The sequence below is a fragment of the Sinorhizobium saheli genome (assembly GCF_001651875.1).
Taxonomy (GTDB): Bacteria; Pseudomonadota; Alphaproteobacteria; order Rhizobiales; family Rhizobiaceae; genus Sinorhizobium; species Sinorhizobium saheli.
The window spans coordinates 399,756-419,747 of the sequence record NZ_LNQB01000073.1; the positions used below are offsets into that span (position 1 = coordinate 399,756).

The following is a 19,992-nucleotide window of genomic DNA, read 5'->3' on the forward strand; positions in this document are numbered from 1 at the left end:
AAACCCGTGATCATTCAGGTTGTTGTGGAAAATCGCAGCAGAACGTTAAATCCGGATTAAGCCCGTGCGCCGTTTTCCGGGCGCCGGGGCCGATCGCGCGCCACCTCCTCGAAGAAGAAGACATGCGAGGCCTTTTCCTCCCTCGCCGAATCCGGGAAGATAGGCCATGGTCATCAAGCAGCTCTCCGAAACGCTCATCAACCAGATCGCCGCCGGCGAGGTCATCGAACGGCCCGCCAGTGCCGCGAAGGAATTGATCGAGAATGCGCTCGATGCGGGCGCGACCCGGATCGAGATCGCGACCGCGGGCGGCGGCAAGGCGCTGCTCAGGGTTACCGACAACGGCAGCGGCATGTCCCCCGCCGACCTGGAGCTGGCGATCCGCCGCCACTGCACGTCGAAGATCAGCGACAGCCTCATCGACATTCGCACGCTAGGTTTTCGCGGCGAGGCTCTGCCTTCGATCGGGTCGGTCGCACGCTTGTCGATCACCACCAGGACCGCGGGCGCGAGCGAGGGGGCGGCGATTTTGGTCACGGGCGGCAGAAGCGAACCCGTCCGCCCGTCGGCCGCCAATGTCGGCACCGTGGTGGAGGTGCGCGACCTCTTCTTCGCGACCCCGGCACGCCTCAAGTTCATGAAATCGGAGAAGGCAGAGGCTGCGGCGATCTCGGAAGTGGTGCGTCGCATGGCGATCGCCTTTCCAAGAGTGCGTTTCGTGCTTTCCGGGTCCGACCGCTCGACGCTCGAATTTCCCGCGGCCGGTGAGGACCGGCTTGCGCGAATGGCGCAGGTGCTGGGCAAGGACTTCCGCGACAACGCCATCGAGGTCGACGCCGAACGCGAGGGCGCGCGGCTGACCGGTTTTGCCGGCGTGCCGACCTTCAATCGCGGCAACTCGCTGCAGCAATATGCCTTCGTCAACGGCCGGCCGGTCCAGGACAAGCTCATCCTTTCGGCGATCCGCGCCGCCTATGCCGAGACCATTCCGCAGGGCCGCTACCCGGTAGCGGTGCTGTCGATCGGGCTCGATCCCGCCCTCGTCGACGTCAATGTCCATCCGGCGAAATCGGACGTGCGTTTCCGCGACCCGGGCCTCATCCGCGGCCTGATCATCGGGGCGATCCGCGAGGCATTGACGCGCGGCGGCGATCGGGCAGCCACGACCGGCGCCGAGGCGATGATGCGCGCGTTCCGGCCGGAGGCCTACCGGTCGGAGCCGCAAAGACCGCCGGAGGCCTGGACGGCCGCCGCTTCGCCCTATCGACCGATCCGGTTCGACGAGCCCGGCCGCGGCTTTGCCGAGACGCCGCAGGCTGCATTCGCAGACTTCGCGCGGCCTTCCGCGCGCGCCGCCATGCCCGCTTTCGAATCGACCGAGCCTGACGGAAAACCCGCTCCATCGTTCCCGCTCGGCGCCGCCCGGGCGCAAGTGCATGAAAACTACATCGTTGCCCAGACCGAGGATGGGCTCGTCATCGTCGACCAGCACGCCGCGCATGAGCGCCTCGTCTTCGAAGCGATGCGGACGGCGCTGCATTCGCGGCCGATACCGGCGCAGGCGCTGCTCATCCCGGAGATCGTCGACCTGCCGGAGGACGACTGCGACCGGCTGATGGCGCATGCGGAGGAGCTCATGCGGCTCGGGCTTGCGATCGAGCGCTTCGGGCCCGGGGCGATCGCTGTCCGCGAGACACCGGCGATGCTCGGCGAAATGGATGCAGCCGGACTGATCCGCCAGCTTGCCGACGAGCTTGCGGAATGGGACACGGCCAATGGCCTGGCGGGACGGCTCGAATACCTTGCCGCGACGATGGCCTGCCATGGTTCGGTGCGTTCCGGCCGCCGCATGCGAACGGAAGAGATGAACGCGCTGCTGCGCCAGATGGAGGCGACCCCCGGCTCGGGTCAGTGCAATCACGGCCGGCCGACCTATATCGAGCTCAAGCTCGCCGACATCGAGCGGCTTTTCGGCCGAAGCTGAGGCGCCCCCGACGAAATCCGCTGGTTTTTTGCAAGGCGTCGGGATAATCAGGACATCGACTACAGCGCCGCGCGTCTTATCGGACGCGCAAAGGTCGCTGTAGCATCTTGAATTGCTGCAGTAGGTGACAAGGCACGTGCAGGCATGATGAACCGTTTTGAAGGAAGCTCCTCCCGCGAGGCGAAGATCCGCTATCTCGACGGCGATTTTCAGGTGGTGCTTGCGGGGTCGCACGTCATCTGTGCCGTGACCGGCAAGGCCATCCCGGTCGACGAGCTGCGCTACTGGAGCGTCGTGCGCCAGGAGCCCTATGTGGACGCCGCCGCGTCGCTCGAAGCCGAGAAGCGCGCCGGCGCCTTGCCGAACCAGCGGCGTTAGCCTGACGGACCTCAAATCGCCCCTCATCCGCCTGCCGGCACCTTCTCCCCGCACGCGGGGCGAAGGGACTCGCGGCAACGCCTTCGTCCCCTCTCCCCGCGTGCGGGGAGAGGGTTAGGGTGAGGGGCAATTTGGCAGCACGCGCTTGATTTTAAACTGCCGCAGTTCCTCCTGGCGGCACACCCTCAGCCGCCCTTTGGCGCGCGCAGCCGGCGGGCGCGGGCGGCGGCGAGCGCGGCGTCGATGACCTTTCCCGGCGCTTGGGGATCGTCGAAGCGGATGTCGATCTCGATCACCCGGCTTTTCTCGGCCAGTTCCCCTGCACGCCCGTGACCGGGCTCGAGGCGCACAATGTCCTTCGCCGTGGTCACCAGCGTATAACCCTTGCTTTCGGCGCGATCGATGAGGTCGGCGATTTCGTCCTCGGAGAAATGGTGGTGGTCGGGGAAGCTCCGGGTCTCTTCGATGATCGCCCCGGTCTCGCGCACCGTCCGGTAGAACTTCTCTGGATCGGCAATGCCGGCCCAGGCGAGAACCTTGGTCCCGGCAAGCGCGCCGTCATCGGTGCGCACGGTGTCGGCCACGTAGACGGGCTTGCCGGCCCGGGCGGCGCGGCGGATCAAAGCGTCGGCGGCGGATCCGTGGCCGATCTTCAGGAGCGCCGTCGCATGGCGAAGCTGATCGCCGATCGGCGCCCGCACCGGGCCGGCCGGCACAAGATGGCCGTTACCGATGCCGCGGCCGGAATCGATCACGATGAGGGCGAAGTCGAAAACCAGTCGGGCGCTCTGGAAGCCGTCATCCATGATGATGAGGTCGACGCCGAGCGCGCCGAGCTTGCGGGCGCCGTCGACCCGGCGGCGGCAGACGACTGTCAGCGCCTCGCGGGCGAGCAGCAGCGGCTCGTCGCCGACGTCGCGGGCACGATGGTGGTCGGGGTCGACGACGGTCGTGACATCCAGAGAACCGCCGTAGCCGCGGCTGAGGAAGCCCGGCTTCAGCCCCCTCGCCCGGGCGGCGCGCGCAAGCGCGATGGCCGTCGGTGTCTTTCCGGCACCGCCGACGGTGAAGTTGCCGACGCAGATGAGTGGTACCGGTGCCGCGGCACGCCGCGCCCGGTCCATGCGGATGCCGGCGACGCGGCCATATGCCCAGGAAAACGGCCAAAGGACATAGGCGCGCCAGTCGGCCTTGGTCCACCAGAATGGAGGCGCTTCCGAAACCATCTCTCCCCGCAATGCTCCTGCCCGTCCCGGCCAGAAAGGCGAAACCCCAAACTCTCCGCCGCACGGGGCGCCCGGCGACGGGGTGATCGCCGACAAAGAACGTCAGAACCGAGAAAAAGGCAAGCCGGTCAGGCGGTGAGCACCGCTTCCAGTTCGGTGATGTCGGCGAGGCAATGATCGGAAGCCTCGGCAAGCGATGCGCGCGATCCGGTCCCGGTGAGAACCGCGACCGTCATGCCGACGCCGGCGCTGCGGCCCATATGCATGTCGTGATTGTTGTCTCCGACCACCGCCACCTGCCGCGGTTCGAGCCCCGTCGCCGCGCAGAAGCCGAGCACCATGCCGGGCTCCGGCTTGACGCCATAGCCGCTGTCGTAGCCGGCGACGTAGTGCAGATAGTTTTCAAAACCGAAGCGTTTCGCCGTTTCCCGGATCGAGCGCTCGTTGTCGCTCGAGGCGACACCGAGGCGGTAACCCTTCGCGTGGAGCCCGGCAAAGAAGGCGCCGAGATCGGTCACCGGCACGGCATAGTCGGCGGAGTGCGCGAAGAGGCCGTCGAACAGCGTCGTCAGTTCTTCCACCGTGAAGGGTGCACCGGCGGCGACCATGCCGGCTGCGATCTCCACCGTGTTGCCGGCGGCAAGCAGGCTGTCGGGGGCGACGAAGCCCGTGTCCGGGTCCATGCCGCCGGCGCGGAGAAGCACCCTTGCCAGGTCGTCGTCGCCCCTGGCGGCAATGCGGGCCAGTTCGTAGTTCACCGGCACCCAGCTCTTCACATAGTCGAGAAGAGTGCCGTCCTTGTCGAACAATATGCCGGTGATGGTGTTGCCCGCTCTCATGGTCCGATCCGAAGTCTGGTTCTACTGGTCATCCGCGGGATGCGGGCGGAAAACCGCAAACACTTTTCCTCATCCCGCTCTTGTGGTTAGCCGCGGGATGCGGGCGGAAAACCGCAAGCACTTTTCCTCATCCCGCTCTTATGATTGGCCGCGGGATGCGGGCGGAAAACCGCAAGCACTTTTCCTCATCCCGCTCTTGTGGTTATCCGCGGGATGCGGGCGGAAAACCGCAAACACTTTTCCTCAGCCCGCTCTGCCATCCGCGCGCGGCTCCAGCCGCGCCTTGACGACCAGCGGGTTGATGTAAGGCTCCAGCCCCCTCAGCGTCGCGGTCAGCGCTCCGCGCATCTGTTGCACGGTTTCGAGCCCGGCGTCGATCATCGAGCGACGCATGTCGTCGTTGGCGAGCAGGTAATTCACTCCCTTGGCGAGCATCTCCGTGTCGCGAACGATCTTTGCGCTGCCGTTCTTGGCGAGCATCTGGTAGCTCTCGCGGAAGTTCTGGACATTGGCCCCGGAAAGCACCGCGCAACCGAGCATCGCCGGCTCCAGCGGGTTCTGGCCGCCCTCGGCGAAGAGCGAGCGGCCGACGAAGGCGACCTCGGTCAGCTTGAGATAGAGGCCCATTTCGCCGATCGTATCGCCGAGGAAGACATCGACGTCGGGCGTCAGCGGCTCGCCGCGGGTGCGGCGCGCGACCTTGAGCCCCTCCGACACGAGGGCGGCCTCTATCGCATCGCAACGCTCCGGATGGCGCGGCACGATGATCGTCAACAGCCCGTTGCGGTCCTTCAGCGCCTTGTGCACGATCCCGGCGGCGTTCTCCTCGCCCTCGAAGGTGGAGATTGCGGCCCAGGTCTTGCGCGTCCCGATCTGCTGGCGATATTCGCGCAGCGCCTGCGGGTCGTGCGGCGGCGCATCGGTGTCGACCTTGAGATTGCCGGAGACCATCACGGGAAGCGCGCCGAGCGTGCGGAAACGATCCGCATCCACCTCCGACTGGGCGATGACGAGGGCGAGGTTCTCGAAAAGCGCATCGGCGAGCGACGGCCGCTTCTTCCAGCGGGCGAAGGTCCGGTCCGAGAGGCGGCCGTTGACGAGAACCTGCGGAATGTGGCGCCGGCCAAGCTCGACGATCGTCATCGGCCAGATCTCGGACTCGGCGATGATCGCCAGGTCCGGCTGCCAATATTCGAGGAAGCGGCTCACCGCCGGCTTGAAATCGAGCGGCACATATTGGTGCACGACGGTCTGGCCCAGCCGCTCCGCCGCGACCCTGGCCGAAGTCGTCGTGCCGGTGGTCAGCACCACGGCAATGCCGCGGCGGCGGATCTCCTTGATCAGCGGCGTGACGGCACTCGTCTCGCCGACGCTGGCGGCGTGGAACCAGACGAGAGGCCCAGGCGGGCGCGGCGCGCCGGCATAGCCGTAGCGCTCGCGACGGCGCGCCGGGTCCTCCTTGCCCTTGGCGGCGCGCAGCGCCAGATAGGACCAGACGAAGGGATAGATCGCGGTGCCGAGCCAACGATAGCCGGAGAGCGCCAGCCGGGCGCGCAGGCTGCTCATGAACGGTTGCCCTCAGCTCCGTCCGACGCCATCGGCATCACTGGTTTTCCGGGTCGAGCAGGCGATGCATGTGGACGATGAAATAGCGCATATGGGCATTGTCGACGGTCATCTGCGCCTTCGCCTTCCAGGCGACGTGGGCGGATTCGTAATCGGGGAAGATGCCGACGATGTCGAGATCGTTGAGGTCGCGAAACTGCACGTCGGTGAGCGTCGTCAACTCGCCGCCGAAGACGAGATGCAGCCGTTGTTTATTCGCGGAGTCGTGAGCCATCGGAATTCCATCTGTTTTTTTGGTATGGGCGTTGATTTGCGGCATTCGGCCCTAAAGGTCAATGGGCCTCGAGCGGCCGCGAGGCGGCAAGGAGCGCCGACAGCGCCGTTCCCGAAGCCGCCCCCAGGAAGCCGTGGTGAACAATCGGGCGATTGTAGGACAGCGGCTGCCCGTCGAGGCTGCGGAGCGCCCCGCCCGCGCGCGAAAGAATGAGGTCGGCGGCGGCGAGGTCCCAGTCGTGGGCGTTCCTCTTCACGACCGTGCCGTCGATGCGGCCATCCGCGATCATCGCCAGCCGGTAGGCGAGCGACGGCACGTGCGGGATGCGCAACACCCTGTCGCGATAGGGTCGGTCGAGCTTGCCGAGCAGATCCTCGGCCACCGCCACCTTGAGCACGTCGCCGGCATCGCGCACAGCGATCGCCGCGCCGTTCTTGCGCGCCTCGCCGTCGACGGTTGCCTGGAAGACCTCGCTCAGCGCCGGTGCGTAGAGCACCCCCGCCACCGGCTGCCCCCGATGCACGACGGCGACGCTCACGCACCAAAGGTCCTTGCCGGCGATGAAGGCACGCGTGCCGTCGATCGGATCGACGACGAAGACGGTCTCCCGGGTAAGACGGCTTTCGTCATCATCCGTCTCCTCGGAAAGCCAGCCATAGTCGGGACGCGCGGCAAGCAGCCGGCCCTTGAGAATGTCGTTGGCGACGAGGTCGGCCTCGCTCACCGGGGAGCGCCCCTCGTTCTTCCAGCGAACGTCCATCGTCTTGCGGAAATATCCGAGCGCCGCGTCACCAGCCGTGACCGCGGCGGCGAGGATGAGCTCCAGATCCTCGTCCCAGGCCGGCACGATCGAAAAGGCTGTTTCTGACATTCGAATCCTTACGCGCGGGGGGATCGGTCCGCGCCTTCAACTCCTGGCGGAACGCGCCGCCCGCATTCATGTTCCGGCGAGCGTCATGCCCTCGATGGCAAAGGTCGGCGCGGCGATACCGAATTTCCTGTCGATGTCGTCAGCCGGCGTCAAGGCCATGAACATCTGCTTGAGATTGGAGGCGATGGTAACTTCCGACACCGGGAAAGTGATCTCACCGTTCTCGATCCAGAAGCCGGAGGCACCCCGGCTGTACTCGCCGGTGACCATGTTGACGCCCTGGCCGATGAGCTCGGTGACGTAGAAGCCGGTACCGACGCCGCGGATGAGGTCGTCGCGCGAGATCGAGCCCGGCTCGAGCGCGAGATTGGTCGAGCCCGGGTTGACCGTCGGTCCGCCGCGGACGCCGCGGCCGTTGGTTTCGAGCCCGAGTTCGCTAGCCGCGGAGGTGGACAGGAACCAGTGCCTGAGCACGCCATCCTCAACCATCGACAGCCTCTCGCCGGTGACGCCCTCGCCGTCGAAGGGGCGCGAGGAGGCGCCGCGAACGATCAGCGGATCGTCGGTGACGGCAATGCCCGCCTTCATGATCTGCTTGCCCATCATGTCGCGCAGGAAGCTCGTCTTGCGCGCGACGGAAGCGCCGTTGATCGCACCGGCGAGATGCCCCACGAAACCGCGCCCCATGCGCGGGTCGAAGACGACGGTCACGTTCTTCGCCGTCGGGACCTGGCGCGGATCGAGACGTGCCACCGCCCGCTCGCCGGCGACGCGGCCGATGTCCTCGGCGGTCCGAAGATCGCCGAAATAGAGCCGGCTGTCGTAATCATAGTCCCGCTCCATCTTCGTGCCTTTGCCGGCGATCGCACTTACCGAGCGGCCGAAGCGGGTCGCCATATAGGAGCCGGAAAAGCCGTGCGACGTGACGAGCACCAGTCCGCCCATGCCGGCCGAGGCGCCGGCACCGCTCGAATTGGTGACGCCCGAGACCGAAAGCGCCGCCGCTTCGGCGGCAAGTGCCGCCTCCGTCAGCGCCTCGGTCGATACATCGCTGGCGTCGAAGAGGTCGAGGTCGGGATAGGACTTTGCCAGCCGCTCCGGATCGGCGAGCGACGCATAGGGGTCCTCTGGCGAAGCCTTGGCCATTGCCACCGCCCGCTCCGCAAGGGTCTTCAGATCGAAACCGGGATTGGCGGAAACGCTGGCGACGCGGCGGCCGACGAAGACTCTCAGCGAGAACTCGTCGCTTTCGGAGGCCTCCGTCGCCTCGACCTTGCCGAGGCGGACCGAAACGGAACGGGAGCGCCCGCGCACGACGACCGCGTCCGCGGCATCCGCACCGGCCGCACGCGCGCGGTCGACGAGCTCGGCGGCACGTTTTTCCAGGACGGCGGAATCGATCATCTCAGACATGAATTTGGCCTTTCTTTCCTGCCCCATTTATTGTGCACTGAAACATGCATCAAGGGCATCGAGATGATTCCCGTCCCACCATCTAAATGATATCCGGCCGAGCGGTCCATTTTGGGGCCTTCTGCCGTTCGTGAAAGCGCCGAGCATGGAAACGACAACGATATTTTATTCGCAGGCGCTCATGCTGCTCGGCGGCGCGGTGGTTGCCGCACCGCTGTTCAAGCGCCTCGGGCTCGGCACGATCCTCGGCTATCTCGCAGCCGGCATATTGATCGGGCCCGTCGCCCAGCGGATCACCGAAGGCGAGGAAATCCTGCATGTGTCGGAGCTTGGCGTCGTCTTCCTCCTGTTCATCATCGGGCTGGAGCTGAAGCCGTCGCGGCTGTGGCAGATGCGGCGCGACATCTTCGGGCTGGGCACGGCACAGGTGGTCTTCACCGGCCTCCTCCTGTCGTTCCTGTTCACCTTCAGCGGCCTTCTCGAAGGCGCGGCCAGCGTCGTCGCCGGCTTCGGCCTTGCGCTTTCTTCCACGGCCTTTGCCATGCAGATCCTGGACGAGAACAACGACACCAACACGCGCTACGGCCAGCGCGCCTTCTCCATCCTCCTCCTGCAGGACCTGGCGATCGTTCCCCTGCTCGCGCTCATCCCGTTGATGGCGGCGCAGGCGCCGGAAGACGCGACCACGCCGGTCGAGGATTTCGCCATCGCGGTCGCGGCCATTGCCGCGCTTTTTGCGGCCGGCCGCTATCTGCTCAATCCGCTCTTCCAGGTGATCGCGCGCACCGGCGCCCGCGACGTCATGATCGCGGCAGCATTGCTCGTCGTCATGGGGGCGGCAACGATGATGCAGCTTGCGGGCCTGTCGATGGCAATGGGCGCCTTCCTCGCCGGCGTGTTGCTGGCCGAATCCTCCTATCGCCACGAGCTCGAAGCCGACATCGAGCCGTTCCGCGGCATTCTTCAGGCGCTCTTCTTCATGGCCGTCGGCCTGTCTTTGGAGCTCGAGGTCGTGGCGGAGCACCTTCTCGAGATCATCGTCGCGGTACCGGTGCTGATGCTCGTCAAGAGCGTCGTGCTCTACGGCCTCTGCCGGGCGACCGGCTCCCGCCACAACGACGCCCTTCGCATCGGCCTGCTTCTGCCCCAGGGCGGCGAGTTCGGTTTCGTGCTCTTCACCGCGGCGGCTGCGGCCGGGGTGTTCTCGCAGGGAACCGCCTCGCTGCTCGTCGCCATCGTCACGCTCTCCATGGCGCTGACGCCGGTCGCAGCGATGCTGTCGAAGCGGCTGATGCACGAGCAGGACGAGATGGCAGAGGAAATCGAGGAGGATTTCGAAGGGGCGGGTGCCGACGTGCTGATGATCGGCTTTTCCCGTTTTGCCCAGATCGCCTCGCAGATCCTGCTTGCCGGCGGCCGCGACGTGACGATCATCGATCACTCCGCCGCGCGCGTGCGCCAGGCCGCGACCTTCGGCTTCCGCATCTATTTCGGCGACGGCACCCGGCTCGACGTCTTGAGGGCCGCCGGCATCGAACGGGCGAAGATCGTCGCCGTCTGCACGCAGAAGAAGGAAACGACCGACAAGATCATCGCCCTCGTCCAGGCGGAATATCCGAATGCCCGCATCTTCGCGCGCTCCTACGATCGCCTGCACACGCTCGAGCTGCGCGCCAGCGGCGTCGACTACGAGTTGCGCGAGACGTTCGAGTCGGGACTGCTGTTCGGCCGCAAGACGCTCGAGGCGCTGGGCGTCAACGGCGACGCGGCGATCGCCATCATGGACGACATCCGCCGCCGCGACGAGGCGCGGCTGGTGCTGCAGGAGGCCGAGGGCATCACGGCCGGCCGCGACATGCTGCATTCAAGGCCGGTCCGGCCTGAGCCGCTGGTCAAGCCGAAACGGGACGTGAACCACACCGCCGAGACCGAGGAGCGAATCCTGCCGAGGCTTCCCGCCGACGATCAGTCGCGCGGCGACGAGACGCTGGAAAAGGCGGAGTGAGAGCGGGCGGAAGAGGCGTGTGCTGGCACCGCGGCTTGCCCCACTGCGCGGGCTTGCCCCTCACCCTAACCCTCTCCCCGTTTTGACGGGGAGAGGGAACTTGGGCGCCCGCTTGCGGGGAGAAGGCGGCCGGCAGGCCGGATGAGGGGCGGCTTGGGGGAGACCGCTCACCTCAGCGCTCCAAGTCAGGCTCCCTCCTTCCACTGATCGATGCGCGCGGCGAGCGCACGCTTCATCTCTCCCTTGGCGCCCTCGGTGGCGGCGAGCAGTTCCTGGGCGCGGAGGAAATCGAGGACGCGGTAGCGGCCGACGTCCGGACGCAACAGGATATCCGGCGCTCCGGCCTTCATCTTCATGGAGATGATCGACTGCATCATCAGCTGGCTTGCGCCGAAGAGACTGTCGATGCGGTTGGGGATCGTACGTCCGTCGCCGTCCGGGCCGCCGACGACGTCGACGGCGACGACGATATCGGCGAGCTCGCGCAGATGATCGAAGGGAACCGGGTTGTAGATGCCGCCGTCGATCATCACGCGGCCGTCGATCTTCACCGGCGTGAAGAACGCCGGCAGGGCGCAGGAGGCGGCAAGCGCCCTATAGAGGTCGCCGTGTTCGCAGACGCGCTCCGTCTGGCCGTAATAATCGGTGACGATGACCTTGAGCGGAATGATGAGGTCGGAGAAGCGTACCGGCACCGCCTCCGGCATGAATGCCTTCAGCACCCGCTCGATATTGAACTGGCCGAAACGGAAGCCGCTCGCCATGGCCTCCGCGAGGCTGGTCGGCCTCATTCGCCACAGGCGGTTGAGCACTTCGCCGCGATGTCCGACCGTCGAGAGGACATGATGGCGGATCTCATCGCCCGTCATGCCGGCGGCCATGCCCGCGCCCATGAGCGCACCGATCGACGAGCCGGCGATGGCCACCGGCCGGATGCCCATCTCGTCGAAAGCCTCGATGACAGGGATATGGGCAATGCCGCGCGCGCCGCCGCCGCCGAGGGCGAGCGCAATCGCCGGCTCGCCCTTCGCCCTCCGCAGATCGGGTCGTGAGGACAGGCTTCGCTCCACCGACATGCTCCGTTCCGTTCGCCACCGCCTGGATGTGTCCTTCGATCGTTGCCGTTTCAAGGACAGACAGGCAGGAATTCAGGCTGCTGCAGCGACCCCGGCCATAATCGAGACGGCATCGCAGCCATCTCAACGCGCCTCAGGGGCCAGGGAAGCGGTAGAAATGCATTTTCGTGTCGCCGAAGGCGCGGGTGTCGAGCGGCTCGAACGCAGCGGACAATTGCGGCCGCACGTCGGCTCGCTCCTCCAGTATCGCCAGCGCACCGGGCACGAGCCACCCTCCTCGCACCGCCGCTTCCAGCGCGCCTTCGCCGAGGCCCCTCCCATAGGGCGGATCGGCGAAAAGCAGATGAAACGGCTCCATCGTGCCGATCGGCCCGAGGTCGGTCGCGTCGCGGCGAAAAATCCTGGCGCGGCCCTGGAGGCCGAGGGCCTCGATATTCACCCGGAGCAGCCCGCGCCCCTCCACTCCCTGTTCAACGAACAGCGCCTGCCGGCAGCCGCGCGACAGGGCCTCGAGGCCGACGGCGCCCGTACCGGCGAAAAGGTCGAGAAAACGCGTGCCGTCCAGCGCCTCGGGATAGCTGTGGCTCAGGATGTTGAACAGGCTTTCGCGCGTCCGGTCCGTGGTCGGGCGGATGTCGTTGGACTTGGGCGTCGCCAGCGCACGGCCGCGGAATTCTCCACCGACGATACGCACGGCCGCTTACTTCCCCTTGCGCGGCTTGCCGCCGTTCCGACCGACGGGCTTGCCGCTGCCGGGTTTGCCGCCGCCGGGCTTACCGCGCGGAGCCGAAGAGCGGGGAGCGGAGGACTTTGCTCCGGCCGGCTTGCCGCCCGCGGGCTTGGCGCGGGCCTTCTCGCCGCCCGGCCGCGCCTTGCCCTCGCCGCCCGGCCGGGCCTTGCCCTCGCCACGCGGGGGTCGGGCCGTTTCGGCGCGACTGTCGGCACGCGCGGCGCGTTCGCCGCGGCGAGGCGGATTGTCGCCGTGGTCGCGCGATTTCCGCTCCGCATTTTCAAGCGGGCGGCGCCTTTCGAAGCCGCGGCCGCGTGCCTCCGTGTTGCCGGAGGATTTGCCCGGCCTGCCCTTGCGTTCGGCGTCGGCGGAGCCCGCCGCCTTCGCGGCGCCATCCTTGCTGCGGCCACTGCGCTTGGTTTCCGCCGGTGCGCGGCGGGCGGCCTTCGGCGAAAGATCGTCCTCGGCCGCCTTCGGCTTCTTTTCGACGACGGGACGCGCGCCCGGCGCCATCCAGACGTTCGAGGCACGGCTGCGCCGCACCGGAGCTCGGCTCGGACGCTCCTCCGACTTGGCGCGGCCACGCCCGGCCCGCTCATGGCCGTGGCCATCGTCACGGCGCGTATCGAGGCGGGAAAGGGCGCGCGCACGCTTGTCCTCGGGCTTCTCCCGCCGCCCGCCGCGTTCCGGCTTTGCCTGATCGGGCGCATGCGCCGCCTCGGTCATCGCTTCGGCCGCTACGGGCTGGTCGTTGTAGATCGGCGCATCGAAATTCGCCTTGGCGTCGGCGATCAAGCGGGGGCCGAGCTGGTCGCGGAGTGTACGGCCGCGGATTTCCTGAACGTGCCCCTCCGGCAGGTCGCCGAGCTGGAACGGGCCATAGGAAATGCGGATCAGCCGGTTCACGTCGAGGCCGAGTGCGCCGAGCACGTTCTTGATCTCGCGGTTCTTGCCTTCGCGCAGGCCCATGGTGATCCAGACATTCGAGCCCTGGACCCGATCGAGGGTCGCCTCGATCGCGCCGTAGAGGACGCCGTCGACGGCAATGCCCTCCTTCAGCCGGTCGAGGTCGGCCTGGTCGATCTCGCCATGCGCGCGAACGCGATAGCGCCGCAGCCATCCGGTCGACGGCAGTTCGAGCACGCGGGCAAGGCCGCCGTCATTCGTCAGGAGCAGCAGGCCTTCGGTGTTGATATCGAGCCGGCCGACCGACAGCACGCGCGGAAGGTCGTCGGGAAGGCTGTCGAAGACCGTCGGGCGGCCTTCCGGGTCGGCATTGGTCGTCACCAGGCCGGCCGGCTTGTGATAGAGCCAGAGGCGGGTGCGCTCGATGCCGCGGATCGGATGGCCGTCGACCTCGATCCTGTCGGCAAGCGTCGCATTGACGACGGGCGTGTCGAGCACTACGCCGTTGAGCCTGACCCGCCCTTCCATGATCATCCGCTCGACGTCGCGGCGCGACGCCACTCCTGCGCGCGACAGGATCTTCGAGATGCGCTGCGGCTCGTCCGCGCCGGCGGCAGGCGCCGCGGACCGGTCCGCAAACGCCGGTGCCGCGCCCTTGCCGGCACTTGCATGGGGTTTCCTGTCGCGGCCCTTGGCCTTGCCGCCGGGCTTCGTGGGCTTGTCTTTCGATGTCATTTGTGTTGCCTGCCTTTTGCGGCTGTCCTATCAGGTCGAAGGCCGTCGGTTAAGAGAAATATTGATCGAGTCATGGCGGAAGTGGCGCAGTTCATGGATGCGGCCCTCGAGGAGGCCCGGAAGGCGGCGGCACGCGGCGAGGTGCCGATCGGCGCCGTCGTCGTGCTCGACGGCAAGGTCGTCGCCGCCGCCGGAAACCGTACCCGCGAACGCAACGACATCACCGCTCATGCCGAGATCGAGGCGATCCGCGAGGCCGCGGCCACGATCGGCGACGAGCGGCTGACGGGCGCCGACCTTTACGTGACGCTGGAGCCCTGCACCATGTGCGCCGCCGCCATCTCCTTCGCCCGCATCCGACGCCTCTATTATGGCGCGGAGGACCCGAAGGGCGGCGCCGTCGAGAACGGAGTCAGATTCTACGGTTCGCCCACCTGCCACCATGCGCCGGACGTCTATTCCGGCCTCGCCGAGCGCGAAGCTGCGGATATCCTTCGGGAGTTTTTTGCCGCCCGGCGCTGAGGCACGACCGTGGTTAGAGCGGGACGCACCCCTCCCACCTGAAACCACCGCGATCTGAAAGATCAGTCCGCCGCGAACGTCTCCAGCGCCTCGCCGGCAAGCCGGTACCGCGTCCACTCCGACATCGGCTCCGCCCCGACCGCCTCGTAGACGCGGATCGCCGGCTCGTTCCAATCGAGGACGCTCCATTCGAAACGGCCGCAGGCTTCGGCGACGGCAATCCGTGCCAGGTGCTTCAGGAGCGCCTTGCCCGCACCGGAACCGCGATATTGCGGCGAAACATAAAGGTCCTCGAGATAGAGCCCCTTGCACGCCTGCCAGGTGGAATAGCTGTAGAACCAGATGGCGAAGCCGGCGGGCGCACCGTCGACCTCGCAGATCACCGCGCGCGCCACGGCATCGGCACCGAAGAGCGATGCATGCAGGCGTTCGACGGTCGCCTCGACCTCATGCGCGGCCTTCTCATAGGTCGCGAGTTCCGTGATGAAGCGCAGGATCGTCGCGGCATCGGCCGGGACTGCATCGCGAATGCTGAGGGTCATGGCATAGCTCAGAACGGCCACCACCACTTGGTGCCGGAGTTCTTGATCTGCGCCTCCTTCTTGCGGCGGCGCTCCTTGTCCTTTTCCGGTTCGCCGAGATCGGTTTCGGCTCCCTCGGGCAGGCGACGATATTCAAGAGGCGGGTCGCTCAGGAAGCGGCGCTTGTCGGAATAGGCGCCCTGCTCGATCTTGCGGGCCTCGCGGTAGGCTTCCTGCTGTTCCTTGGCCGAAAGCTGGCGGCCGTTGGCGCTCGCCTTTGCGAGCGGCGAGACGTAGTTGGGATTGTCCTTGTTGGCATCCGCCTCTTCGCGCAGGCGCTGCCGGACCTCCTCGGGCGACTCGACCCAGGCGGGGTTCGTCTCGCGGTTCGCGAGCGACTGCTGCGGCTGGATCAGCGCGGTCTGCTGCTCTTTCGGCGGCAATACGAGCGACGGGCGCGGCTGGTACTTGACCGGGTCCCTCTTAGGCGGAGCGAGGCTCACGGCGCTGCCGAGGTCGTCCATCAACTGTTCGCCCGCCGTCTTGTCCGTGCCGTAGGTCGGGCCGCCGATGCAGCCGGAAAGCACAAGGCCGGCCGCCATGATTGCGGCCATGCCGGCGACCAATCGCAACTCTCGCGTCATTCCCATGAGATTCCTTCCAGCCGGCCGCACCTTGCCTGCCGCAGCCACTCAGCGCCCCCTTGGCGGAGAATTCCGCCAAATTTCGGGCAGGTTTTACCGGATGAAGAGCCTCAGCGCAATTCATCCGGCAAACGTTCGGTCAAGGCTTGAAACCGAGTTCCCTGAGCGCTGCCGCGTCGCGTGCGGACACGTCCGGATAGAGCGGGTCGGAACCGACATCGGTGGTGATTCGCCAGGAACGGGCGCATTTGCGGCCTTCCGCCGCCTTCGGCACGACGCTGACCTTGGCGACCTCCGGCAGCGTGAAGGCGCCGGCCGGCCCTTCGTTGCCGTCGATCTCGATCGCCGAGGTGATGCAGATCTCCGCGAAGTCCTGGCCGTCCAGCGCCTGGCGCAGATCCGGATCGGCGACATGGACGACCGGAGCCGCCTCGAGCGAGGAGCCGATGCGCTTGTCCTTGCGCTCGATCTCGAGCGCGCCGGTCACCACCTTGCGCACTTCGCGGATCTTCCGCCACTTCTCGGCAAGCGCATCGTCGCGCCATTCCGCCGGCACGGCCGGGAACTGTTCGAGATGCACCGAGGCCGCGTCCGGGTTGCGGGAGAGCCAGGCCTCCTCGGTGGTGAAGGGCAGCATCGGCGCCAGCCATTTCACCAGGCAGTCGAACAACGTGCGGATCACCTGCAGCGCTGAGCGGCGCCGGACCGACGAGGGCGCATCGCAGTAGAGCGCATCCTTGCGGATATCGAAATAGAAGGCCGACAGCTCGACATTCGAGAAATCGATGAGGGCGCGCGCGATCCGCTTGAAGTCGAAGGCGTCGTAGCCTTCGCGCACCAGCCGGTCGAGCTCGGCGAGGCGATGCAGCATCAGCCTTTCGAGTTCCGGCATGTCGGCAAGCGCGACCACGTCGCCCTTGTCGTGGGCGAGCGTGCCGAGCATCCAGCGGATCGTGTTCCTGAGCTTGCGATAGGCGTCGATATTGGTCTGGATGATCGTCTTGCCGAGGCGCTGGTCTTCCCAGTAATCGGTGGTCATCACCCAGAGCCGCAGGATGTCGGCGCCGGCATCCTTCATCACTTCCTGCGGCGTGACGGTGTTGCCCTTCGACTTCGACATCTTCTCGCCCTTCTCATCCATGGTGAAGCCATGGGTGACGACGGACTTGTAGGGCGCGCGGCCGTGCGTCGCGCAGCTCTCGAGCAGCGAAGAATGGAACCAGCCGCGGTGCTGGTCGGAGCCTTCGAGATAGACGTCCGCCGGCCATTTCAGGTCCGCGCGGTCTTCGAGCGTGAAGGTGTGCGTCGAGCCGGAATCGAACCAGACGTCGAGAATGTCCATGACCTGGTGCCAGCGGGCATGATCGTGCTCGCTGCCGAGGAAGCGCTCCTTCGCGCCTTCCGCGAACCAGGCGTCGGCGCCCTCCTTCTCGAAGGCCTCGAGGATGCGGGCGTTGACCGCGTCATCGACGAGGATCTGGCCGTCATCGTCGGCGAAGATCGCGATCGGCACGCCCCAGGCGCGCTGGCGCGACAGCACCCAGTCCGGGCGCTGCTCGATCATGGCGCGCAGCCGGTTCTGGCCGGCGCCGGGCACGAAGCGGGTCTCGTCGATCGCCGCGAGGGCGCGCGAACGCAGCGTCGTGCCGTCGCCGAAGTCCTTGTCCATGTAGACGAACCATTGCGGCGTGTTGCGGAAGATGACCGGCTTCTTCGACCGCCAGGAGTGCGGGTAGGAATGCTTCAGCCGGCCGCGGGCAAACAGCGCGTGTCGGGCGATCAGCGCCTTGATGACGCGGTCGTTGGCGTCGCCCTTCTTGCCCTTGTCGTCGATGACGCGCGCCGCGCCGCCTTCAGCATCCGGGCCGAAGCCGGGCGCGTCGGCGGTGAAATAGCCGGCATCGTCGACGGTGAAGGGGATCGCCGAGGAGATGCCGCGCGCTTCCAACGCCCGCGCACCGTCCATCCAGGCCTCGAAGTCCTCGCGGCCATGACCGGGCGCCGTATGCACGAAGCCGGTGCCGGCATCGTCGGTGACGTGCTCGCCGTCGAGGAGCGGCACCTTGAAGGCATAGCCGCCGCCGAGCCCGTGCAGCGGGTGGGCGCAGATGACCGCCGCCAGTTCGCCGGCCTCGATGTCGCGGACGAAATTGAAGGTGACCTTCGCCTTGGCCGCCGATTCTTCCGCGAGACGCTTGGCGAAGATCAGCCTTTCACCCGGCTGCGGGCCGTAGTCGTTCTCCGCCGTCGCGACCTCGTAGAGGCCGTAGGCGTAACGCGATGAATAGGCGATCGCGCGGTTGCCGGGGATCGTCCAGGGCGTCGTCGTCCAGATGACGACAAAAGCACCGGCAAGCGCATCCGGACCTTCGGTGATCGGGAACTTCACCCAGATCATGTCGCTCTCGACGTCGGCATATTCGACCTCGGCCTCGGCGAGCGCCGTGCGCTCGACGACCGACCACATGACCGGCTTCGAGCCGCGATAGAGCTGGCCCGACTTCGCGATCTTCATCAACTCGCCGGCGATGCGGGCTTCGGCATGGAAGTTCATCGTCGTGTAGGGATTTTCAAAATCACCCTCGATGCCGAGCCTCTTGAACTCCTCGGTCTGAACGCCGATCCAGCCGCTCGCGAAGTCGCGGCATTCCCTGCGGAACTCGTTGACCGGAACGTCGTCCTTGTTCCTGCCCTTCTCGCGGTACTTCTCCTCGATCTTCCATTCGATCGGCAGGCCGTGGCAGTCCCAGCCGGGGACGTAATTGGCGTCGTATCCGCGCATCTGGAACGAGCGGTTGATCACGTCCTTCAGGATCTTGTTCAGCGCGTGGCCGATGTGGATGTTGCCGTTGGCGTAGGGCGGGCCGTCGTGCAGCACGAACTTCTCGCGGCCGGCGGCGGAAGCGCGCAGCTTCTTGTAAAGCTCCATCTTCTGCCAGCGGGCGACGATTTCCGGCTCCTTCTGCGGCAGGCCGGCGCGCATCGGGAACTCCGTCTGCGGCAGATAGAGCGTGGAGGAATAGTCGATCTTTTCAGCGGTCTCGGTCATGGTCTTTTGCATTCGTCATTTCCGCGCGGGTATCGTCACGCAGGCGGAAGGGTTCGGTAATCTCAGATGAATGGGGGCGTTGAAACGCCGAAATCCCGGACCCTCCGGCGCAGCCTAGAGCGCGCGGAGGGCCGGGCCAATAATTCGCTGATCGACGATCAATCGACGGTGCCGGGTCATGGTGGCCGGTTCTTTAAGGCGTTTTCGGCCTTTTGAAAAGGTCCGCGAGGGTCGCGCCGCCGAAATCTTTGGCGCGAAAGGCGCCCCCTCAGCCGAAATTGAGCCTGCGATCGATCTCGCTCAGGGGCTGAACGCCTGCAAGGCGCGCACGCGCTTCCTTCTCGTCCTGTCGCATCTGCACCATCAACGGCTCCAGTCCGTCGAACTTGAGCTCGTCGCGCAGCCGGCCGAAGAAGGAGACGGCGCAGACCTCGCCGTAGAAGTCGCCGGAAACGTCGAACACGAACGTCTCCAGCAGCGCCTCGCCATCGCTGTCGACGGTCGGACGACGGCCGAAGCTGGCAACGGCGTCATGGAGCGAACCGTTCGCCCGGCGGAACCGCACGGCATAGATGCCGGTCTTGAGCTCCGCCTCCGGCGGCAGGCGCATGTTCGCGGTCGGATAGCCGAGCGTGCGGCCGAGCTTCTTGCCGCCGATCACCTCCGCTTCGACCGTGTAGCGGTAGCCGAGCAGGCCCGCCGCGTGGGAGACGTCGCCTTCTGCCAGCAAAGAGCGGATAAAGCTCGAGGAGACCACCGAGGCGTTCTCGTCGCGGAACGCATCGACGAGGGTCACGCCGAAACCCTCCCGTTCGCCGGCCGCCATCAGGAAGGCCGGCCCGCCTTCCCGGCCCTTGCCGAAATGGAAATCGAAACCCGTGACGACATGGGAGGCATGCAGCCATTCGCGCAGGATGCGGTGAATGAAATCGGAGGCGGAGAGCTGCGAAAAAGTCCGATCGAAGGGATATTCGATGACGGCGCCGAACCCCATGCCTTCGAGGATGCGGGCCTTGAGCGGCGCCGGCGTCAGCCGGAACACCGGCTGGTCGGGCCGGAAGACGGTGCGCGGATGCGGCTCGAAGGTGAGCACGAGCGCGGGAACGCCGCGGTCCCTCGCCACCTCGAGCGCCCGGTTCAGGACCGACTGGTGGCCGCGATGGACTCCGTCGAAATTGCCGATGGCGACCACGCCGCCATGCAGGCGCTCCGGAAGCGGATCACGGGTTTCGTTGCGATGAAAAACCGTCATG

17 protein-coding genes are annotated in these 19,992 nt (G+C 66.6%); 4 read left to right on the plus strand and 13 right to left on the minus strand.

All coding sequences use genetic code 11. The annotated features are described in order from the left end of the window. Positions 1 to 166 precede the first annotated feature (166 nt). Positions 167 to 1,984: a DNA mismatch repair endonuclease MutL gene (gene mutL / locus ATB98_RS15310; protein ID WP_066875108.1), complete on the plus strand. Its 1,818-nt coding sequence runs from the start codon at positions 167 to 169 to the stop codon at positions 1,982 to 1,984. Between the two features lie 144 nt (positions 1,985 to 2,128). Then, positions 2,129 to 2,362 carry a DUF2093 domain-containing protein gene (locus tag ATB98_RS15315; RefSeq protein ID WP_066875110.1) on the plus strand — a complete coding sequence of 78 codons (234 nt, stop codon included), beginning with the start codon at positions 2,129 to 2,131 and terminating at the stop codon, positions 2,360 to 2,362. Between the two features lie 185 nt (positions 2,363 to 2,547). Here ATB98_RS15315 and lpxK read toward each other — a convergent pair whose 3' ends face one another. The 6 genes from lpxK to ATB98_RS15345 all read right to left on the minus strand — a co-directional run bounded on the left by lpxK (position 2,548) and on the right by ATB98_RS15345 (position 8,551). Further along, on the minus strand, positions 2,548 to 3,588 hold the full coding sequence (lpxK, locus tag ATB98_RS15320; protein WP_066875112.1) for a tetraacyldisaccharide 4'-kinase: 1,041 nt from the start codon (positions 3,586 to 3,588) through the stop codon (positions 2,548 to 2,550). Between the two features lie 128 nt (positions 3,589 to 3,716). Then, complete coding sequence (locus tag ATB98_RS15325) at positions 3,717 to 4,427, minus strand: HAD family hydrolase (RefSeq protein WP_066875114.1); 711 nt, start codon at positions 4,425 to 4,427, stop codon at positions 3,717 to 3,719. Between the two features lie 243 nt (positions 4,428 to 4,670). Next, on the minus strand, positions 4,671 to 5,993 hold the full coding sequence (gene waaA, locus ATB98_RS15330) for a lipid IV(A) 3-deoxy-D-manno-octulosonic acid transferase (protein WP_066875116.1): 1,323 nt from the start codon (positions 5,991 to 5,993) through the stop codon (positions 4,671 to 4,673). Between the two features lie 37 nt (positions 5,994 to 6,030). Beyond that, positions 6,031 to 6,267 (minus strand): DUF4170 domain-containing protein, encoded by a 237-nt coding sequence (locus tag ATB98_RS15335; RefSeq protein ID WP_066875119.1) that lies wholly within the window; start codon positions 6,265 to 6,267, stop codon positions 6,031 to 6,033. Positions 6,268 to 6,325: 58 nt separating this feature from the next. Continuing rightward, positions 6,326 to 7,138 (minus strand): 3'(2'),5'-bisphosphate nucleotidase CysQ, encoded by an 813-nt coding sequence (locus tag ATB98_RS15340; RefSeq protein WP_066875120.1) that lies wholly within the window; start codon positions 7,136 to 7,138, stop codon positions 6,326 to 6,328. 66 nt (positions 7,139 to 7,204) lie between these two features. Further along, positions 7,205 to 8,551: a TldD/PmbA family protein gene (locus tag ATB98_RS15345; RefSeq protein WP_066875122.1), complete on the minus strand. Its 1,347-nt coding sequence runs from the start codon at positions 8,549 to 8,551 to the stop codon at positions 7,205 to 7,207. A 145-nt stretch (positions 8,552 to 8,696) separates the two neighbouring features. Here ATB98_RS15345 and ATB98_RS15350 point away from each other — a divergent pair, with 145 nt between their 5' ends. Next, a complete protein-coding gene (locus tag ATB98_RS15350) occupies positions 8,697 to 10,556 on the plus strand; it encodes a monovalent cation:proton antiporter-2 (CPA2) family protein (RefSeq protein WP_066875124.1) in 1,860 nt (619 codons plus the stop codon). 185 nt (positions 10,557 to 10,741) lie between these two features. Here the strand turns inward: ATB98_RS15350 and ATB98_RS15355 are convergent, their stop codons facing one another. The 3 genes from ATB98_RS15355 to ATB98_RS15365 all read right to left on the minus strand — a co-directional run bounded on the left by ATB98_RS15355 (position 10,742) and on the right by ATB98_RS15365 (position 14,003). Next, on the minus strand, positions 10,742 to 11,632 hold the full coding sequence (locus tag ATB98_RS15355; protein WP_153435664.1) for a patatin-like phospholipase family protein: 891 nt from the start codon (positions 11,630 to 11,632) through the stop codon (positions 10,742 to 10,744). Positions 11,633 to 11,765: 133 nt separating this feature from the next. Next, the gene (rsmD, locus tag ATB98_RS15360; protein WP_066875126.1) at positions 11,766 to 12,326 is read right to left on the minus strand and encodes a 16S rRNA (guanine(966)-N(2))-methyltransferase RsmD; all 561 of its coding nucleotides are present in this window, start codon (positions 12,324 to 12,326) and stop codon (positions 11,766 to 11,768) included. Between the two features lie 6 nt (positions 12,327 to 12,332). Continuing rightward, the gene (locus ATB98_RS15365) at positions 12,333 to 14,003 is read right to left on the minus strand and encodes a pseudouridine synthase (RefSeq protein ID WP_066875128.1); all 1,671 of its coding nucleotides are present in this window, start codon (positions 14,001 to 14,003) and stop codon (positions 12,333 to 12,335) included. 72 nt (positions 14,004 to 14,075) lie between these two features. On the opposite strand from ATB98_RS15365, the gene ATB98_RS15370 reads away from it, so the two are divergent. Then, positions 14,076 to 14,525 (plus strand): nucleoside deaminase, encoded by a 450-nt coding sequence (locus tag ATB98_RS15370; RefSeq protein WP_066875130.1) that lies wholly within the window; start codon positions 14,076 to 14,078, stop codon positions 14,523 to 14,525. Between the two features lie 62 nt (positions 14,526 to 14,587). Here the strand turns inward: ATB98_RS15370 and ATB98_RS15375 are convergent, their stop codons facing one another. The 4 genes from ATB98_RS15375 to ATB98_RS15390 form a co-directional block, all read right to left on the minus strand. Next, positions 14,588 to 15,067 (minus strand): GNAT family N-acetyltransferase, encoded by a 480-nt coding sequence (locus ATB98_RS15375; protein ID WP_066875594.1) that lies wholly within the window; start codon positions 15,065 to 15,067, stop codon positions 14,588 to 14,590. Between the two features lie 8 nt (positions 15,068 to 15,075). Further along, on the minus strand, positions 15,076 to 15,696 hold the full coding sequence (locus ATB98_RS15380) for a hypothetical protein (protein WP_066875131.1): 621 nt from the start codon (positions 15,694 to 15,696) through the stop codon (positions 15,076 to 15,078). 133 nt (positions 15,697 to 15,829) lie between these two features. Continuing rightward, the gene (ileS, locus tag ATB98_RS15385; protein ID WP_066875595.1) at positions 15,830 to 18,739 is read right to left on the minus strand and encodes an isoleucine--tRNA ligase; all 2,910 of its coding nucleotides are present in this window, start codon (positions 18,737 to 18,739) and stop codon (positions 15,830 to 15,832) included. Positions 18,740 to 19,007: 268 nt separating this feature from the next. After that, positions 19,008 to 19,991, minus strand: coding sequence for a bifunctional riboflavin kinase/FAD synthetase (locus ATB98_RS15390; RefSeq protein WP_066875134.1), 984 nt, complete (start codon positions 19,989 to 19,991; stop codon positions 19,008 to 19,010). Position 19,992: the final 1 nt, after the last annotated feature.

Coding starts and splice junctions, on each gene's coding strand:
- ileS (WP_066875595.1), bottom strand. CDS start 18,739: ATGACCGAGACCGCTGAAAAGATCGACTATTCCTCCACGCTCTATCTG.
- waaA (WP_066875116.1), bottom strand. CDS start 5,993: ATGAGCAGCCTGCGCGCCCGGCTGGCGCTCTCCGGCTATCGTTGGCTC.
- ATB98_RS15315 (WP_066875110.1), top strand. CDS start 2,129: ATGATGAACCGTTTTGAAGGAAGCTCCTCCCGCGAGGCGAAGATCCGC.
- ATB98_RS15345 (WP_066875122.1), bottom strand. CDS start 8,551: ATGTCTGAGATGATCGATTCCGCCGTCCTGGAAAAACGTGCCGCCGAG.
- ATB98_RS15340 (WP_066875120.1), bottom strand. CDS start 7,138: ATGTCAGAAACAGCCTTTTCGATCGTGCCGGCCTGGGACGAGGATCTG.
- mutL (WP_066875108.1), top strand. CDS start 167: ATGGTCATCAAGCAGCTCTCCGAAACGCTCATCAACCAGATCGCCGCC.
- ATB98_RS15370 (WP_066875130.1), top strand. CDS start 14,076: ATGGCGGAAGTGGCGCAGTTCATGGATGCGGCCCTCGAGGAGGCCCGG.
- lpxK (WP_066875112.1), bottom strand. CDS start 3,588: ATGGTTTCGGAAGCGCCTCCATTCTGGTGGACCAAGGCCGACTGGCGC.
- ATB98_RS15350 (WP_066875124.1), top strand. CDS start 8,697: ATGGAAACGACAACGATATTTTATTCGCAGGCGCTCATGCTGCTCGGC.
- ATB98_RS15355 (WP_153435664.1), bottom strand. CDS start 11,632: ATGTCGGTGGAGCGAAGCCTGTCCTCACGACCCGATCTGCGGAGGGCG.
- ATB98_RS15380 (WP_066875131.1), bottom strand. CDS start 15,696: ATGGGAATGACGCGAGAGTTGCGATTGGTCGCCGGCATGGCCGCAATC.
- ATB98_RS15375 (WP_066875594.1), bottom strand. CDS start 15,067: ATGACCCTCAGCATTCGCGATGCAGTCCCGGCCGATGCCGCGACGATC.
- ATB98_RS15325 (WP_066875114.1), bottom strand. CDS start 4,427: ATGAGAGCGGGCAACACCATCACCGGCATATTGTTCGACAAGGACGGC.
- ATB98_RS15390 (WP_066875134.1), bottom strand. CDS start 19,991: ATGACGGTTTTTCATCGCAACGAAACCCGTGATCCGCTTCCGGAGCGC.
- ATB98_RS15365 (WP_066875128.1), bottom strand. CDS start 14,003: ATGACATCGAAAGACAAGCCCACGAAGCCCGGCGGCAAGGCCAAGGGC.
- ATB98_RS15335 (WP_066875119.1), bottom strand. CDS start 6,267: ATGGCTCACGACTCCGCGAATAAACAACGGCTGCATCTCGTCTTCGGC.